The sequence below is a fragment of the Pseudonocardia charpentierae genome (assembly GCF_031845345.1).
Classification (GTDB): Bacteria; Actinomycetota; Actinomycetes; order Mycobacteriales; family Pseudonocardiaceae; genus Pseudonocardia; species Pseudonocardia charpentierae.
Genome location: NZ_JAVREJ010000001.1, coordinates 163852 through 180391, shown reverse-complemented (window position 1 = coordinate 180391; position 16540 = coordinate 163852). Strand labels below are relative to the sequence as shown.

Below are 16540 nucleotides of genomic sequence, written 5' to 3'. Positions count from 1 at the left end.
ATACTCGTACCGTGCGTAGCGCCTTTGCTCACGTCGCCGAGCTGGACATGGAGCCCGACGCGGACCTCACCGGTCCGGGCGGCGCCGTGACCCTGGCCCTGTGCGGGGCCTTCGATCATGCGCCGCCCTGCCCGGTCGCCCCGCACTACACGAGCGCCGAGCGGCGTGACGAGGCCGTGGCGGTGCGGGTGCTGTTCGCCACGGAGGCGGGTCGCGAGGCCGAGGTGCGTGCCCGGATCGACGAGGCGTTGGCTGCCGGGTTCTGCGACGGCCCAGACGGAACCCGCACCCGCTGGACGTTCCGCAGCAGCGCCCCGAGCCTCGTCACCGAGGCCGAACGCGCGCACGCCCAGCGGCTGATCGATACCTGAGCAGCCGGCCAGCTCCTCGGTCAGATGGCGGGCCAGTGCTCCAGCATCTCGCGCGGCCCGCCCACGTGGAACGCGAGCGGGTCGCGTCGGCGCCACAGCGCGAGCATCAGGTCCGACGCCGTGCCGCGCATCGTCGTCACGGACCCGGGGTGGGGCAGGTGCTCCTCGCGGCGGGTCCCGGTGTCGGTGATCTCCAGGACGAGCGTCGCCTGCGCCGGGGGCACGAAGCCGGCCTGGATCCCGGTGGTCACGAACACCTCGAAGAACTCCGCGATGCCGTCGAGGGCGATGTCCTGGTCGACCGGTGCGGGATCGCCGCCGATCGTCTCGGCGTCCCAGCGGTGCACGGCCAGCTCGTGCACAGCCCGGCGCTGCCACGACGCCGCGACCTGCTGCACCGCCGCCCAGTGCGACACCGGTGCGTCCGGCGGGGTGTCGCACAGTGTGCGGAGTAGCCGGGCGACGTCGGCGTCGTACGTCTGCGCCGCCTCGGCCGGCGGCACCTTCGGGAACTCCGTGTCGTTGTCCGCGGCGCCCGCGAACAGGTCGGTGAGATACCGGGCGAAGCCGGCGACGTGCGCCAGGAGGTCGGCCCCCGTCCAGTCCGGGCACGAGGTCACGCGCCCGGTCGGGTTCCTGCGCACCGCGTCCGCGATCCGGTGCGCGTCGTGGTCGATGCTCTGCATCTGCCGTGCGAGGTCCACCACATCGACCCTAGGTGCCGCTCCGGCGCAACGCCGACCTCGGGGTCCGCACGTAGGGTTCGACGGTGACCGACACGAGGCGGCCCGGGGTGACGCCGCAGGTCGCGCAGGCACTGGTGGCCGCGGCCTTCCTGGTGACCATGCTCGGTGCGACGCTGCCCACCCCGCTCTATCCGATCTACGAGCAGGAGCTCGGATTCGGCGGGCTCATGGTCACCGTCGTGTTCGCGACCTACGCCGTGGGCGTGCTCGCTGCGCTGCTCGTGGTGGGACGCCTGTCGGACCAGCTCGGGCGCAAGGCCGTGCTGTTCCCCGGGCTGGCGGTGGCGGCGCTCAGTTCGTTGGTCTTCGTGATCCCGCACAGCCTGCCCGCCCTGTTTGCCGGACGGCTGCTGTCGGGCGTGTCCGCGGGGGTGTTCACCGGCGTCGCCACGGCGGCCATCGTCGACCTCGCTCCGGCCACCGGCCGGGCACGAGCGGGGCTGCTGGCCGCGTCCGTGAACGTCCTCGGGCTCGGCCTCGGACCGGTCGTTGCCGGCGTGCTGGCCGATCGTGCGCCGCACCCGCTCGTGCTGCCCTACCTGCTGCACGTCGCGCTGGTCGCGGTCGCCGCCGTCGGGCTGGCCGCGGTGCCGGAGCCGGTGGAGCGCCGTCCGGGCCGCGTGCGCCTGCAGATACAGCGGGTCGGCGTCCCGGACGACGTGCGCCCGACGTTCGTGCGGGCCGCGGTGAGCGGGTTCGCGGGATTCGCCGTGCTCGGGTTCTTCACCGCCGTGTCGCCGCTGTTCCTCGGGCAGGTGCTGCACGAGACCCGGCACCTGCTCACCGGCCTGACGGTCTTCGCGTTGCTGGGCAGCGCCACGGTCGGGCAGATCGCTTCTGCCCGGTTGCCGGAGCGGACGTCGCTGCTCGGCGGGTGCCTCGCCTTGGCGGCCGGGACGGTCGTCGTCGCCGTCGGGCTGATGACGGCCCTGCTGCCCGTGGTGCTGATCGGAGCGGTCGTGGCCGGGCTCGGGCAGGGCGCGAGCTTCCGCGCAGGCCTCCAGGCGGTGACCGGCGCGGCACCCGCCGACCGGCGCAGCGAGGTGTCGTCGAGCTACTTCATCGTCCTCTACGTCGCGATCTCGATCCCCGTGATCGGCGTGGGCGCCGGTGCGCAGGTGTTCGGGCTGGTGCCGACGGCGGTGGTGTTCGCGGGGATCGTCGCGCTGCTGGCGGTGGGGGCGTTCGTGAGCCTGCTGCGTCGTCCCACCTGAGCCTCGCCCGGACGTAGCGAAAGCGGCGTTCGGTGCGTTGAGTGCAACCAACGCCGCTTTCGCTCAATGTGAGTGCCGGCTCGTCACGGGGCCTCGGTCGCCAGAAGCTCACCCAGGTGCTGATCGACCTGCGGCATGTAGGTCGGCGCGATGCCGAACAGCCCGAGATGCCCGCCGATGTCCTCGATCACCCGCAGTTCGCTGCCCGGGACCATCTCCTGCTCAGCCCGGCAGTCGCGCGGCGGGAAGAACATGTCCTCGTCGATGGGCATCACGAAGGTCTTCGCCGTGATCCGGCCCAGTGCCGCGGCGAGGTCGCCTCCCGTGTTCCGCGCGACGTCGCCGTGCTGCCACTTCCACGCCATCGTCAGCAGGTCGTTCGGATCCATGACGGTGAAGTAGGGCTCCAGGAAGTCGGTGATGAACTGCTCCTTGGACGTGAACTCCAGCGCCCGCCACACCTCCTGCTTCCAGAACTCGGTGGAGAAACCCATCACCGCCCAGATGTGGGAGTGCCGCTTGAGGCCGTCGACCACGTCCTCGTTCGACTTGTAGTCGCCCTCGTTCCAGCCCGGGTCGGACCAGAACTGCTCGCACAGTGCCTTGGTGAAAAGGTAGTCGTGCGGCGTGTTCTGCGCGGTGCCGGCGATCGGTGCAGCCCGGCGCACCTTGTCCGGGAACCGCACCGCCCATTCGTAGGTCTGCTGCGCGCCCATCGATCCACCGACGACGAGTTCGAGCCGCTCGATGCCGAAGTGCTCGCGCAACAGCCGTTCCTGCGCGACCACGTCGTCGCCGATACGCACCTTGGGGAAGCGTGCCATGCTGATGTTCGCGTTCGGACCGTCGGCGTTGTGCGGCGCGACCGACAACCCGTTGCCGATCTGGTTGATCGCGACGACGAAGTACCGCTCCGGATTCAGTGCGTGGTCAGGCCCGACGTAGACGTCGCGCCAGATCTGATGGGTGCCGGAGTACCAGGTGGTGATGAGGATGGCGTTGTCGCGCGCCTCGTTGAGCTCCCCCCACGTGGTCACGGCGAGCTGGCAGTCCGGGATCGAGCCGCCCTCCTCCAGATCCAGCCGCCCGATGGAGATGTCGTCGTAGTCGCCATGGAACTCGGAGGTGTAGTAGCCGTTCTCGATCACGCCGTGGCCCCTTCCCGGGCAGTGGAGATGGTGAAGCCCTCGTACTCGTTGTCCGCGATCCGGTCGCATTTCGCCCGGTAGGGCCCGACGAAGCTGAGGTTGGGCAGAAACACCCGTGGCTTGCCGGGGATGTTGGCGCCCATGTACCAGGTGTCGGCCGTCGGGAAGAGCGTCGCCTCGGCCAGTTGCTGGTTCTCGGCGACCCAGGAGTTCTCCGCCTCCTGTGTCGGCTCGATCGTCGACGCGCCCCGTTCGACCAGGTCGGCGACGATCCGCGCGATGAAGTCGACGTGCTGCTCGATGGAGACGGGCATGTTCGACAGCACGGACGGGCTCTGCGGGCCGGTGATCGTGAACAGGTTCGGGTAGCCGTGGCTCATCAGGCCGAGGTACGTGCGAGGCCCCTCGGCCCACTTCTCCCGCAGCAACCGGCCGCCGCGGCCGCGGATGTCGATCCGGTCCATCGGGCCGGTCATTGCGTCGAAACCGGTGGCGTAGACGATGGCGTCGAGCTCGTACTCGGTGCCGTCCTCCAGACGGACACCGGACGGTGTGATCGCCGCGATCGGGTTGGACTTCACGTCGACAAGGTGGACGTGCGGCAGGTTGAACGTCTCGTAGTAGCCGGAGTCGAGCGGGTTGCGCTTGCAGCCGAACGGATAGCCCCGGGGAATCAGCAGCTCGGCCGTCTCGGGGTCGTGCACCTTCTCGCGGATCTTGTCGTGCAGGAACCGCCGCACCTTCGCGTTCGCCTCGTCGACGTAGAACATGTCGACATAGCTGCCCAGCCAGATGCCGAACCCGCCCTCGTCCCAGCGGGGCTGCAGCACGGCGTCGATCTCCTCGTCCGTGGACTCGAGCGCACCCTTCTCGAGCAGCGTGAGCTCGAAACCGAAGACCGAGTTCCGGATGCGCTCGCGGATGCCCGCGTAGTCCTGCTTGCGGGCCTCCCGGACCTCGTCGGGAACGGGGCCGTTGTTGGCCGGGATGATGTAGTTCGCAGTGCGCTGGAAGACCGTGAGGTCGCTCGCTTCTTGCGCGATCAGCGGGACGGCCTGGACGGCGCTCGCGCCGGTACCGATCACGCCTACACGCTTGCCGCTGAAGTCGACCTTCTCGTGCGGCCACCGGCCGGTGTGGTAGCTCTCGCCGCGGAACGAGTCGATGCCGTCGAACGGCGGCGTGTTCGACACCGACAACGCTCCGACGCCCGCGATGACGTATCGCGCCCTCACGGACTCGCCGGCGTCCGTGGTCACCGTCCACGTGTCGTCGTCCTCGTCGAAGGTGGTGGCGGCGACGCGCGTGCCGAAGGTGATGTCCTTCTTCAGGTCGTACCGCTGCGCCACGTGCTCCAGGTAGGCGCGGATCTCGTGCTGCTCCGGATAGCGCTCGCTCCACTCCCACTTCCGCCAGAGGTCCTCGTCGAACATGTAGCCGTAGATGTAGCTGTCGGAGTCGCTGCGGGCTCCGGGGTAGCGGTTCCAGTACCACGTTCCGCCGACCCCGCCGCCGGCCTCGAACACCCGGACCGCGAGGCCGAGCTCGTCGCGCAGTTTGTGGAGCATGTAGAGCCCGGAGAAGCCTGTGCCGATCACCACCGCATCGACGTCGCCGGTCCGGCCTTGTTCCGCAGCGCTCATCGTGGTCTCCCTTCGTCGCCACGTCGTCGCAAACGGTGCCCGGTACGGGCGCGGGAGGCTTGGACGTTCGGAGCACGGCATTGAAGGAACGAACCGTCCGATGAGAGGGGGCGCACAGGCCCCCTGTCCGGTTACCGTCGAATGCCGCTTCTCGGGCATCGTGTCGAGGCGGACCCGGAGGACCTCATGACCGAGCTCCTGATCCGGCCCGACGACCTCCCCGCCTGGCTGCCGGGAACGCCCACCGTCCGCAGTCCGGAGCAGGATTGGAAGGGCGTGACGGTCCGCGGTTACCGATACGGCGGATCGGACGTCGAGGTGCCGCCGCTGCGCGACCACGTGGTCGTCGCGTACCGGCGCGGGACCACACCGATGCGGCGCAGCATCGACGGCACCTGGACGGCTGACACCGTGGGTCCGGGAGACGTCTCGCTGCTCACCCGGGCCGTCGCTTCGCACTGGGTGTGGCCGGGGGAGATCGAGGTCGTGCACGTCTACCTCACCGCGGACGAGGTGGCGACGACGTGCCAGGAGATGTACGACCGCGACGTCTCGGACGTCGCGCTGCGCGACGAGGTGCGGGTCGACGATCCGGCGATCCATCGGACGGCGATGTTGATCGCCCGTGAGGCAGCCGGCGGTGGTGCGGGCAGCCGGCTTCTCGTCGACGCGCTCGCGTGCCAGTTGGCGGTGCACATCCTGCGGGGACACGCCGACGTCGCCTTCACCGAGCCGGAGGCGGGCGGGCTGACGTCGGCGCAGGAGCGCACGGTGCGCGACTTCGTCGAGGAGAACCTGCACGAACGGATCTCGCTGGACGACCTGGCGGCGGTCGCGCGGCTCAGTCGCTGCCGGTTCGCGCGTCACTTTCGTCGATCCACGGGGACGAGTCCGCACGAGTTCGTGGTCGACCGCCGGGTGCTTCGCGCGAAGACGCTGCTCATGCGGACCGCCATCCCGCTGCCGGACGTCGCGTTCCGGTGCGGGTTCGCCGACCAGAGCCACCTAACGCGCGTGTTCCGGGCGCGGGTGGGGGTGACACCAGGGCGGTTCCGGGCGGGCGCGTGAGCCTCGCCCGGATGTAGCGAAAGCGGCGTTCGGTGCGTTGAGTGCACCCAACGCCGCTTTCGCTACATCGCCGGGCCCGCTCAGAGCGCGCGGAACCGCCGCAACCGCAGGCTGTTCGCGACGACGAACGCCGAGCTCGCCGCCATCGCCGCGCCGGCGATCATCGGGTTGAGCAGCCCGGTGGCCGCCAGCGGCAGCGCCGCGACGTTGTAGGCGAACGCCCAGAACAGGTTGCCCTGGATCGTGCGCAGGGTGCGTCGTGACAGCCGCACCGCGTCCGCCGCAGCTCGGAGGTCGCCGCGCACCAGCGTGATGTCGGCGGCCTCGATCGCCACGTCCGTGCCGGTGCCCATCGCCAGGCCGAGGTCGGCCTGCGCCAGGGCGGCGGCGTCGTTGACCCCGTCGCCCACCATCGCGACGACCCGGCCCTCGTCCTGCAGCTTCTTGACGACGTCCACCTTGTCCGCGGGCAGGACGTCGGCGATCACAGAGTCCGATCCTGGGTCGATGCCGAGCTCGTCGGCGACCGCGCGGGCGACCGCGGCGTTGTCGCCAGTCAGCAGCACCGGGCGCAGGCCCAGTGCGCGGAGCCGGTCGACCGCCTCGGCCGAGGTCGGCTTCACGGTGTCGGCGACCACGAGCACCGCCCGTGCGGCGCCGTCCCACGCCACCGCCACCGCGGTGCGTCCCCGGACCTGCGCGTCGGCCAGGGCCCCGGCCAGCGGCGGCGGCAGGGCGATGCTCCACCGCTCGAGCAGGGCCGGACGCCCGACCAGCACGGCGTGGCCGTCGACCACGCCCTGCACGCCCAACCCCTCGACGTTCTCGAAGGATTCGACGGGTGGCAGGTCGCCGGGAGCGGCCGCGACGATCGCCGCCGCCACCGGGTGCTCCGACGCCGCCTCGACCGCCGCGGCGAGGCGAAGGGCCTCGTCCTCCGCGACGTCGTCGTCAGCGGCAGAATCAGAGTCAGCGTCGACGTGCACCTCGACCAGCTCCATGCGGCCCGCCGTCACCGTGCCCGTCTTGTCCAGCACGACGGTGTCGACCCGCCGGGTCGCCTCCAGCACCTCCGGGCCCTTGATCAGGATGCCCAGCTTCGCGCCGCGCCCGGTGCCGACCAGCAGCGCCGTCGGCGTCGCGAGCCCCAGTGCGCACGGGCAGGCGATGATCAGGACGGCGACCGCGGCGGTGAATGCCGCTGCGACGCCGGCCCCCGTGCCGAGCCAGAACGCGAAGGTCCCGGCCGCCAGCGCGATCACGATCGGGACGAACACGCCGGAGATCCGGTCGGCCAGCCGCTGGACGGGCGCCTTGCCGGTCTGCGCGTCTTCGACCAGCTTGCCCATCTGCGCGAGCTGGGTGTCCGCGCCGACCCGCGTGGCCCGCACGACCAGCCGACCGCCCGCGTTCACGGTCGCGCCGACCACGGCGTCGCCCGGCTCGACGTCGACGGGCAGCGACTCACCGGTCAGCAGGGCCGCATCGACGGCCGAGCGGCCCTCCTCGACCACCCCGTCCGTCGCGACCTTCTCTCCGGGACGCACGACGAACCGGTCGCCGACCGCGAGCTGCCCGACCGGGATCCGCACCTCGCGGTGGTCCCGCAGCACGGCGACGTCCTTCGCACCCAGCTCGAGCAGCGCCCGCAGGGCCGCCCCCGCCCGCCGCTTCGACCGGGCCTCGAAGTACCGGCCGGCCAGCAGGAACGTCGTGACGCCTGCCGCGACCTCCAGGTAGATCTGCCCCGCCGCGTCGCCGCGGGAGACGGCGAGCGTGAAGGGGTGGACCATCCCCGGCTCGCCGGCGGTGCCGAACAGCAGCGCCCACACCGACCAGCCGAACGCCGCGAGCACACCCATCGACACGAGCGTGTCCATGGTCGTCGCGCCGTGGCGCAGGTTCGCCCACGTCGCCCGGTGGAACGGCCAGGCGCCCCATACGGCGACCGGAGCGGCCAGTGTCAGCGAGATCCACTGCCAGTACGTGAACTGGAAGGCGGGCACCATCGCCAGCGCGATGACGGGGACCGTGAGCAGCGCGCTGACGATCAACCGGTCGCGCAGCGCGCGCGTGGCGTCGGGCTCCGCGACGGCGACGACGTCGGCGTCCTCGGCGGGCGGCGCGGGCAGCGTCGCCGTGTAGCCCGCCGCCTCGACCTGCGCCACCAGCACGGCCGGGTCGAGGTCCGCCGGAGCCTGAACCCGCGCCTTCTCCGTGGCGTAGTTGACCGACGCCTGCACGCCGTCGAGCTTGTTCAGCTTGCGCTCGATGCGGTTCGCGCACGACGCGCAGGTCATGCCGCCGAGCGAGAGCTCGATCTCGGTGGTGGTTGTCGGGGTGCTCATGCCGGGCTCCCCGCGGTCGTCACGGTGAAGTCGGCCGTCCGCACGACTCCGCCGACCTGGAAGTCGAAGAACATCCGGTAGGTCCCGGCGCTGGGCACCTCGGCGTCGAACCCGACCACGGGCCCGGACGTCGCCGTGCTGCCGGGGTGCACGTGCAGGTAGGCCAGGTCGCCGCCGCGCAGGGCGACGAGGTGGCCGTACGCGCCGAGGTAGGGCTGCAGATCGGTCACGGGCGCCCCGTCGCGGGTGACGTTCAGCCGCAGCGGCGAGGTGGCGCCGGGAACGAGCTCGCCGTCGAGCGTCACGGTGTAGCCGTCGACGGTGCTCGTCCGGCTCGCTGCCTGCGCGACCGGCTGGAAGTCGCCGGGGGCGAACAGGTCGACGCCGAGCGTGGTCTCCGGGCCGCCGGTGGGGGTGAAGTCGGCGAACGCCCGGTAGACGCCGCCGGCGGGGACGGTCAGGGGCACCCGCCAGGTGCCCGCCGCGTCGCGCTCGGGGTGCACGTGCTGGAAGCCCGTGGCATCGCGCCGCACCACGATGAGGTGCAGCTGCCGGTCGTGGACCTGGTCGAAGGCCGTGACCGGGACGCCGTCGGGTCCGCTGATGCGGAAGGCGAAGGTGCCCGAGCCGAGCGTCGTCGTGTCGGGGACGAAGGTGTATCCGTCGCTGGTCGACGCGAGGCCGCCGGGTTCGTGGCCCGATGTCGTCGCGGCGTGGTCGTCGATGTGCGCGGGTGCGCGCTGTGCCGGGGAGCCGGCGGAGACGGGGCCGACGGCCGTGCCGACGGAGTAGGTACCCGCGACGAGCACGGCGAGCGCCGCGCCGTAGGCGGAGAGCTTCAGTGCGGTGTTCATGTCCACGTTCCTGTGGCTGGAGGCCGGCGAGGTGGGTGCGGCGGCTGCCGCGGACCGCACCGGCCTGGTGGTGTTGACGGGCGGTCAGCCCACGAGCTCGTAGCCCGCTTCCTCGACAGCGGTGCGAACCTCCGCGTCGTCGAGCGGGCGGTCGCTGGTGACGGCGACCGCGCCGGTGGGCAGGTCGACGGCGACGTCCGTGACGCCGTCGATCGCGGTGATCTCCTCGGTGACCGACATGACGCAGTGCGCGCAGGTCATGCCGCTGACCGTGTACGTGTGGTGGTCCATTTCGTGGTCTCCCTACGACTTCGCCCCTCAGGACTTGACCAGGCGCGCGATCGCGGCGCTGGCCTCGGCGAGCTTCTCATCGGCGACGTCGCCCCCGTCTGCGGCCGCCTGCGCGACGCAGTGCCGCAGGTGCTCCTCGAGCAGGCCCAACGCCACGGCCTCGAGCGCCTTCGTGGCGGCGGAGACCTGGGTGAGCACGTCGATGCAGTACTGGTCGTTCTCGATCATCTTGGCGATGCCGCGGACCTGGCCCTCGATGCGACGCATGCGCTTGAGGTAGGCGTCCTTGTCCTGGGTGTAGCCGTTCATCGCGGTCCTTCCGTGGCGATACCCTCGGGGGGTACTTACCTTTCTACACCCCCATGGGGTATGCCGCAACCGCCGAGAGCCCGGCCGCCAAAGGCAGCCGGGCTCTCGCGGCGCAGCGTCAGCCTGACGTGTTGACCTTGTCCGCCGCGATCTTGAGGATGATCCGACCGTCGGGGCCGATGGGGTTGGGGTAGCTGTCGGCGTCGAGGTACTTCTTCGCCAGGAAGTCGATGTGGTCGCGGGCCTCCTGGCCGTCCACGGTGTCGGCGAGGTGGCCGCGGACCTCGGCCCAGTCCCAGGGGTTGTCGCCGAGGATCAGCACGGTGATCTTGGGATCGCGCTGGAGGTTCTTGAAGCGCTGCCGCTGGGGTTCGGTGTTGACCAGCAGGTACTCGCCGTCCGTGTCGACCCAGGTGTACTGCGCCTGCGGCTGCCCGTCGGGCATCAGGGTGACGACGGTTGCCAGGTTGGCGCCCTTGGCGAGCCGGACGACGGTGCTGTCGAGGGACAAGACGACTCCTTATCGGTGGGATGTGCTTCACGACCGTAATCGGGGCGGTGGTTCGACGCCCCCCGGATGGGGCACACTGCCTGTTGCCGCCGTGTTACATGCAGATGACGGCGATGAGCACGCTTGCAGCGAGGCGAGGTGTGGCGATGTCGCAGCACATCCCGGACCGTCCGACGGTCGACAGGCTCCCTCGTCGTCGGTCCGATCAGGTGCAGCGCGTCGTGGGTTGGCTGCTGGTTCTCGCCGGACTGTTGACGGTGGTCCTGGCCGTGGTCGCCGCGTCGGCGGCCTACGACGCGGGTCTCGACCGCATCAAGCAGGACGCCGCCACCCGCACGACCGTGGTGGGGGTGCTGCTCGACGACGCCCCGCCGATCGGTCCCGGTCCGAGCCGGCCCACCCGGGTCAGCTACGTCGACCAGACCGGACGCCCGCAGGTCGGGCAGGTGCCCGTGACCGGGAACCTGATCGCCGGGACGCCGGTGCGGGTCGAGGTCAACGGCAACGGGCGGGTGGGCATCGAGCCGCCCACACGGGGCGACGCGGTGTTCTCGGCCGTCGCCGCCGGTACGGCGGTGACCCTCGGCGGGATCCTGCTGCTGGTGTTCGCCTGGATGGGCGTGCGGGCCGTGGTCCTGGCCCGCAACTGCACGGCGTGGGAGCGGCAGTGGCGGCTGGTCGAGCCGCAGTGGAGCGGCCGGGGCACCGCCGCCCCCTGACTCCGTACCAGCGGTGGTCGGCGCGCAGGGCGTCGGCGAGGGTGGTGGCGGGCGGCCGAGCAGGCGCTCGAGGTCGCGCGGAGCAGGTGCGGGCGCTGGTGGAGCTGCTGGAGGGGGCGGTGCCCGAGGTCGTCGCGGCCCGGGACGCCTACGACGAGAGCCGGAGCTGACGGTCGGCGACACCCCCCGATGTCGCCGACCGTCAGGTCTCCTACATGTCGCCGGGCTTCGCGCCCGACGCGACGGCCGGGTCCATCCACATGACCTCCCAGATGTGGCCGTCCGGGTCGGCGAAGCTGCGGCCGTACATGAAGCCGTGGTCCTGCGGGTCGGAGACGAGGCTGCCACCGCCGGCCAGCGCCGCGTCGGCGATCCGGTCGACCTCGTCGCGACTGCACGCGCCGAGACAGAGGATGGCTTCGGTGGTCGTGCGCGCATCGGCGATCGCCCTCGGCGTGAAGTCCTTGAACCGGGCCTCGGTGAGCAGCATCGCGTAGATCGTGTCGCTGAAGACGACCGACGCGCACGTGTCGTCGCTGAACTGCGGGTTGATGGTGTAGCCGAGTGCGGTGAAGAACGCCTTCGAGCGCTCGAGGTCCGACACGGGCAGGTTGACGAAGATCGCGGTGGCCATCGGGGGATCCTCTCTCGGGGGTTTCGTCGGGTTCGACGCCCCGTCGACCGGGATCTCATCGGTGCGGCCGGAAGAATCTCGGCGGCCGCGGTGTCGAGGTCTAGGTGGGGCCGGGTGCGCCCCGAACACCGACCTGGAGGCTCGTCCATGACCCAGTCCACCTCGGCCGTCGATCGGTCGGGCACGTTCGCGATCGGTGGCGACCTGCCCGTCCACCGCCTCGGCTACGGCGTGATGCAGCTCCCCGGCCCCGGCGTCTGGGGCCCGCCGCGCGACCACGACGAGGCGATCCGCGTGCTCCGGCGCGTCGTCGAGCTCGGCGTGAACCTCATCGACACCGCCGACTCCTACGGTCCGTTCGTCGCCGACCACCTCATCCGCGAGGCCCTGCACCCCTACCCCGAGGGCCTGGTCATCGCCACCAAGGTCGGGTTCACGCGGCAGGGGCCGAGCAAGTGGGTGCCGGTCGGGCGGCCCGAGTACCTGCGCCAGCAGGTGGAGCTGAACCTGCGCCACCTCGGCCTCGAGCGCATCGACCTGCTGCAGCTGCACCGCGTCGACCCGAAGGTGCCGCTGGAGGACCAGATCGGCGAGCTCGCCGCCCTGCAGGGTGAGGGCAAGATCCGGCACATCGGGCTGTCCGAGGTGCCGGTCGAGCACATCGAGGCCGCGCGCAAGATCGCCCCGATCGTCTCGGTGCAGAACCGCTACAACCTCGCCGACCGCGCCGCGAGCGAGGTCCTCGACCACTGCGAGCGCGAGAACATCGCGTTCATCCCGTGGTTCCCGCTGGCGACGGGGGAGCTGGCCGGGGAGGGCAGCCCGGTCGCGAAGATCGCGGCGGAGAAGGGCGTGTCGCCCAGCCAGCTCGCGCTCGCCTGGCTGCTGCATCGTTCTCCGGTGATCCTGCCGATCCCGGGCACGTCGTCGGTGGCGCACCTGGAGGACAACGTGGCGGCGGCGGGCGTGTCGCTGACCGATGACGAGATGGCGGCCCTGACCGACGCGGCCGGCTGACCGATGATTCCCCGGCTCGCCGGGGGTCGGTACGGCATGACGTTCGTGCTGATCCCCGGCGCCGGGGGCGAAGCGTGGTACTGGCATCGGCTCGTCGCCGAGCTGGAACGGCGGGGCCACGATGCCGTCGCCGTCGACCTGCCCGCGGGCGACGACGGTGCGGGGTGGGCCGAGTACGCCGCCGCGGTGGTCGCCGCGGCGGGCGACCTGGACGACGTCGTGCTCGTCGCGCAGTCGATGGGCGGCTTCACCGCACCCCTGGTGTGCGACCGGTTGCCGGTGCAGCAGCTCGTGCTGCTCAACGCGATGATCCCGGCGCCGGGGGAGACCGGCGGCGCGTGGTGGGAGAACACCGGCCAGTCGACGGCGCAGGCGGAGTTCGCCGCGGCGGAGGGCCGGGTGGCGGGCGACGGGATCGACGTCATGGTCGACTTCTTCCACGACGTCCCGGACGACGTGACCGCAGAGGCGATGGACCGGGGTGACCCCGCGCAGTCCATGACGCCGTTCACGCAACCCTTTCCGCTCGACCGCTGGCCGGACATCCCGACCCGGGTGCTGGCGGGTCGCGACGACCGCCTGTTCCCGCTGAAGTTCCAGCGTCGCGTGGCCAGGGAGCGGCTGGGGCTGCCGACGGACGAGATCCCGGGCGGCCACCTGGTGGCGCTGAGCCGTCCGGGCGAGCTGGCCGAGCGGCTGGCGGCGTACGCGTCCTAGGTGGTCAGCGGTGCGCCGGCTCTGCCGTCTCGGCCGCGTCGAGCTGGGCCAGCGCCCAGAGCGCCCAGCCGTGCACGGCCTCGTACTGGCGCAGTCCGTACTCCGCGGCCAGCTGCCCGAAGCCGTCGGGGCCCGGACGCACCGGCCCGGCCTCGTCGCGGATCTGCCGTAGTTCCGCCGCCTCGTGTGCCGTGCCCGCGGCGATCCGCTCCAGGACGGCCCGGGCGTCGGCCGGGTCCAGCGCAGACAGCAGGAACATGCGCAGCACCTGCTCGTTGCGTACCCGCGCCCCCCGCCCAGGTGGGGAGAGCAGCCAGGTCCGCAGCTCGTCGCGCCCCGTCTCCGTCACCGCGTACGTCCGGCTGCCGCGTGCACCCTCGTGCATGACCTCGACCAGGCCCTGCTCGGCGAGCCGTCCCAGCTCGGGGTAGATGCTCGTGTGCCCGGCCTGCCAGGCGTAGCGGCCGAGGTCGCCCTCGAACGCCTTGGTCAGCTCGTATCCACTGCGCGGCCGCACGGCGAGTAGGCCGAGCAGCGCGTGGGGCAGTGACATGGCGCGTACTTTAACCTTCCGTTCTCCACATGTCAGTATTGACACGTGGAGAACGGCGGGAGCATCCTCTTGCCATGGCCGCGCCCACCACTGCCCTGCACATGACCGGTCACCTCGCGCCGGTTCCGGACGAGATCGACGCCGTCGACCTGCCCGTCGAGGGGGTCCTGCCGCCCGAGCTCATCGGCCGGTACCTGCGCAACGGCCCGAACCCGCTGCCCGGCGAGCCGTCACGGCACTGGTTCACCGGTCACGGCATGGTGCACGGGATCCGGCTCCGGGAAGGCCGCGCCGAGTGGTACCGCAACCGCTGGGTGCGCACGAAGGCCCTGGCCGGCGAGTCGATGATCAGCCCGACCGGGCGCGTCGACCATTCGGTGGGCGTCGCGAACACGCACGTCATCGCCCACGCCGGCCGGATCATGGCGTTGGTCGAGAGCAGCTTCCCGCACGTGCTGACGCCCGAGCTGGGCACCGTGGGGCCGTTCGACTTCGACGGCCGCCTCACCACGGCGATGACCGCACACCCGAAGACCGATCCGGTCACCGGTGAGCTGCACTTCTTCGGCTACGGCTTCGCGCCGCCGTTCCTGACCTACCACCGGCTCTCGGCCGCGGGCGAGCTCGTGACCAGCGCGGAGATCACCGTGCCGGGCCCGACGATGATGCACGACTTCGCGATCACCGACCGGCACGCCGTCTTCCTCGACCTGCCGATGACCTTCTCGCTGCAGCGCCTCGCCACCGGCATGCCGTACGGCTGGGACGACTCCTACGGGGCCCGGATCGGGGTCATGCCGCTGGACCGGCCGGGCGAGGTGCGGTGGTTCGACGTCGACCCGGCCTACGTCTTCCACGTCGGCAACGCCCACACCGACGCCGCGGGCCGGGTCGTCCTCGACGCCGCCCGCTACGCGCCCGCCGACGCGGTGGCGATGTGGGACGGGCTCCCGAATTCCAGCGGTCACGACCCCGCCGGCCACGCCGCCGCTGCGGCGGCCACCGGTGCCGCCCGGCTGCACCGCTGGACGCTCGACCCGGCGACCGGCGCCGTCACCGAGACGCCGCTCGCCGACCGCCCCGTCGAGTTCCCGACCGTCGACGACGAGCGCGTGGGCCGCGACGCCCGCTACCGCTACGCCGTGGCCGACACCGGCGACTCCGCCGGAATCGTCAAGTTCGACGCCGTGACGGGCTCCGTCGCCGAGCACACCGTCGGGGCGGACACGGTGGCCGGCGAGGCCGTGTTCGTGCCGAGCGCCGCGGCCGACCGGGCCGAGGACGACGGCTGGCTGCTGACGATCACCACGCGGCGCGACGGGAGCGCGTCGCAGCTGCTCGTGCTCGACGCCACGGACGTCGGCGGTCTACCGGTGGCAGCCGTGACGCTGCCTCGCGGGGTGCCGTCGGGCTTCCACGGGTCGTGGATCACGGACGAGGAGATCGGCGGCTGATGAGCGACGACCACCCCCGATCAGCGTGATGGTCGGGCTGAGCACCGTGATGATGGTCGCCGCCTTCGTCGCACTGATCGTGTGGAACGGCTGGTACATCCGGCGGCTGACCGTGCGGGAGGCCGCCGCGGAGGCCGCGTCACAGGCCGAGTAGTTCGGGGAGGTCGGCGATCGAGTCGACGACGTGCTGGGGACGGTCGTCGCCCTGCTCGTCGGAGTCCTGGCCCTCCTCGTCCTTCTCGGAGAACTTGCCCGTTCGCACCAGCACGCCCGTGATCCCCGCACGCTGGGCGCCGAGAACGTCGGCCTCGAGGTCGTCGCCGACCATCACGGCCTCGCTGCGGCCGACGCCGAGCGAGGAGAGCGCGGCGGCGAAGAACGCCCCGGACGGCTTGCCCAGCACCACGGCCTCGGTGTCGGCCGCCTTCTCCAGGCCGAGCAGGAAGGCGCCGGCGTCGAGCTGGAGCCCGGCGTCGGTGCGCCAGTAGAGGTTGCGGTGCATCGCCACCAGTGCCGCGCCGTGCTGGAGGTGCCGGTAGGCGGTGTCGAGGGCGTCGTAGGAGAACTCGGGGCCTGCGCCGCCGAGGACGACGACGTCCACGTCGTCGGCGTCCGGGTCGACCAGTCGGATCCCGTCGAGGTCGTCGGCGACATCACCGCTGGACAGCAGCAGGCAGGCCGCGCCGGGGTGGTGTTCACGCAGGTGCGCCGCCGTCGCCGCGGGGGCGCTGAGCACGTCGTCCGGGCCGACGGGGAAGCCGGCGTCCGCGAGGGTCTCGGCGATTCGGGCGCGGGTGCGCGAGGTGGTGTTGGTGACGAGCGCGAACGGCAGGTCCGCGCTCCGAAGCGCTTTCACCGCCTCCACCGCGCCGGGCAGCGGCTTCCAGGAGACCGTGAGCACCCCGTCGATGTCGATCAACACCGCGCGCACGCCGTCCATCCG

20 protein-coding genes are annotated in these 16540 nt (G+C 71.6%); 9 read left to right on the top strand and 11 right to left on the bottom strand.

The window, feature by feature from the left end; translation table 11 throughout:
• Positions 1–11: 11 nt before the first annotated feature.
• The gene (locus RM445_RS00885; RefSeq protein ID WP_311553977.1) at positions 12–371 is read left to right on the top strand and encodes a hypothetical protein; all 360 of its coding nucleotides are present in this window, start codon (positions 12–14) and stop codon (positions 369–371) included.
• Positions 372–391: 20 nt separating this feature from the next.
• Here RM445_RS00885 and RM445_RS00880 read toward each other — a convergent pair whose 3' ends face one another.
• Positions 392–1075, bottom strand: a complete 684-nt coding sequence (locus tag RM445_RS00880) for a maleylpyruvate isomerase family mycothiol-dependent enzyme (RefSeq protein WP_311553976.1) — start codon at positions 1073–1075, stop codon at positions 392–394.
• Between the two features lie 65 nt (positions 1076–1140).
• Between RM445_RS00880 and RM445_RS00875 the strand changes: the two genes are divergently transcribed.
• The gene (locus RM445_RS00875; RefSeq protein ID WP_311553975.1) at positions 1141–2331 is read left to right on the top strand and encodes an MFS transporter; all 1191 of its coding nucleotides are present in this window, start codon (positions 1141–1143) and stop codon (positions 2329–2331) included.
• Between the two features lie 83 nt (positions 2332–2414).
• Here the strand turns inward: RM445_RS00875 and RM445_RS00870 are convergent, their stop codons facing one another.
• Positions 2415–3479, bottom strand: a complete 1065-nt coding sequence (locus RM445_RS00870) for an alpha/beta fold hydrolase (RefSeq protein WP_311553974.1) — start codon at positions 3477–3479, stop codon at positions 2415–2417.
• Positions 3476–5122 carry a flavin-containing monooxygenase gene (locus RM445_RS00865; RefSeq protein WP_311553973.1) on the bottom strand — a complete coding sequence of 549 codons (1647 nt, stop codon included), beginning with the start codon at positions 5120–5122 and terminating at the stop codon, positions 3476–3478. The genes RM445_RS00870 and RM445_RS00865 overlap by 4 nt, the downstream gene beginning before the upstream one ends.
• A gap of 186 nt (positions 5123–5308) precedes the next feature.
• Between RM445_RS00865 and RM445_RS00860 the strand changes: the two genes are divergently transcribed.
• Positions 5309–6190 carry an AraC family transcriptional regulator gene (locus RM445_RS00860; RefSeq protein WP_311553972.1) on the top strand — a complete coding sequence of 294 codons (882 nt, stop codon included), beginning with the start codon at positions 5309–5311 and terminating at the stop codon, positions 6188–6190.
• A gap of 80 nt (positions 6191–6270) precedes the next feature.
• Here RM445_RS00860 and RM445_RS00855 read toward each other — a convergent pair whose 3' ends face one another.
• From RM445_RS00855 to RM445_RS00835, 5 genes are all read right to left on the bottom strand, one after another.
• Positions 6271–8538 (bottom strand): heavy metal translocating P-type ATPase, encoded by a 2268-nt coding sequence (locus tag RM445_RS00855; protein ID WP_311553971.1) that lies wholly within the window; start codon positions 8536–8538, stop codon positions 6271–6273.
• Positions 8535–9392, bottom strand: coding sequence for a hypothetical protein (locus RM445_RS00850; protein ID WP_311553970.1), 858 nt, complete (start codon positions 9390–9392; stop codon positions 8535–8537). The genes RM445_RS00855 and RM445_RS00850 overlap by 4 nt, the downstream gene beginning before the upstream one ends.
• A gap of 84 nt (positions 9393–9476) precedes the next feature.
• A complete protein-coding gene (locus RM445_RS00845; RefSeq protein WP_311553969.1) occupies positions 9477–9683 on the bottom strand; it encodes a heavy-metal-associated domain-containing protein in 207 nt (68 codons plus the stop codon).
• 27 nt (positions 9684–9710) lie between these two features.
• A complete protein-coding gene (locus RM445_RS00840) occupies positions 9711–9992 on the bottom strand; it encodes a metal-sensitive transcriptional regulator (RefSeq protein WP_311553968.1) in 282 nt (93 codons plus the stop codon).
• 118 nt (positions 9993–10110) lie between these two features.
• Positions 10111–10503, bottom strand: coding sequence for a PPOX class F420-dependent oxidoreductase (locus RM445_RS00835; RefSeq protein ID WP_311553967.1), 393 nt, complete (start codon positions 10501–10503; stop codon positions 10111–10113).
• Between the two features lie 146 nt (positions 10504–10649).
• Here RM445_RS00835 and RM445_RS00830 point away from each other — a divergent pair, with 146 nt between their 5' ends.
• Together RM445_RS00830 and RM445_RS00825 are read left to right on the top strand one after the other, a co-directional pair.
• Positions 10650–11222, top strand: coding sequence for an Rv1733c family protein (locus tag RM445_RS00830; protein WP_311553966.1), 573 nt, complete (start codon positions 10650–10652; stop codon positions 11220–11222).
• Between the two features lie 44 nt (positions 11223–11266).
• The gene (locus tag RM445_RS00825; protein ID WP_311553965.1) at positions 11267–11392 is read left to right on the top strand and encodes a hypothetical protein; all 126 of its coding nucleotides are present in this window, start codon (positions 11267–11269) and stop codon (positions 11390–11392) included.
• A 41-nt stretch (positions 11393–11433) separates the two neighbouring features.
• Here RM445_RS00825 and RM445_RS00820 read toward each other — a convergent pair whose 3' ends face one another.
• Positions 11434–11856, bottom strand: a complete 423-nt coding sequence (locus RM445_RS00820; RefSeq protein ID WP_311553964.1) for a VOC family protein — start codon at positions 11854–11856, stop codon at positions 11434–11436.
• 147 nt (positions 11857–12003) lie between these two features.
• Between RM445_RS00820 and RM445_RS00815 the strand changes: the two genes are divergently transcribed.
• Together RM445_RS00815 and RM445_RS00810 are read left to right on the top strand one after the other, a co-directional pair.
• A complete protein-coding gene (locus tag RM445_RS00815; protein WP_311553963.1) occupies positions 12004–12873 on the top strand; it encodes an aldo/keto reductase in 870 nt (289 codons plus the stop codon).
• Positions 12874–12909: 36 nt separating this feature from the next.
• A complete protein-coding gene (locus RM445_RS00810) occupies positions 12910–13590 on the top strand; it encodes an alpha/beta fold hydrolase (RefSeq protein ID WP_311553962.1) in 681 nt (226 codons plus the stop codon).
• A gap of 4 nt (positions 13591–13594) precedes the next feature.
• Here RM445_RS00810 and RM445_RS00805 read toward each other — a convergent pair whose 3' ends face one another.
• Positions 13595–14143 carry a PadR family transcriptional regulator gene (locus tag RM445_RS00805; protein WP_311553961.1) on the bottom strand — a complete coding sequence of 183 codons (549 nt, stop codon included), beginning with the start codon at positions 14141–14143 and terminating at the stop codon, positions 13595–13597.
• A gap of 74 nt (positions 14144–14217) precedes the next feature.
• On the opposite strand from RM445_RS00805, the gene RM445_RS00800 reads away from it, so the two are divergent.
• Positions 14218–15597, top strand: a complete 1380-nt coding sequence (locus tag RM445_RS00800; RefSeq protein WP_311553960.1) for a carotenoid oxygenase family protein — start codon at positions 14218–14220, stop codon at positions 15595–15597.
• Positions 15598–15622: 25 nt separating this feature from the next.
• Positions 15623–15751, top strand: a complete 129-nt coding sequence (locus tag RM445_RS00795) for a hypothetical protein (RefSeq protein WP_311553959.1) — start codon at positions 15623–15625, stop codon at positions 15749–15751.
• Here RM445_RS00795 and RM445_RS00790 read toward each other — a convergent pair.
• On the bottom strand, positions 15737–16537 hold the full coding sequence (locus RM445_RS00790) for a TIGR01458 family HAD-type hydrolase (RefSeq protein ID WP_311553958.1): 801 nt from the start codon (positions 16535–16537) through the stop codon (positions 15737–15739). The two genes, RM445_RS00795 and RM445_RS00790, sit on opposite strands and share 15 nt — an antisense overlap.
• Positions 16538–16540: the final 3 nt, after the last annotated feature.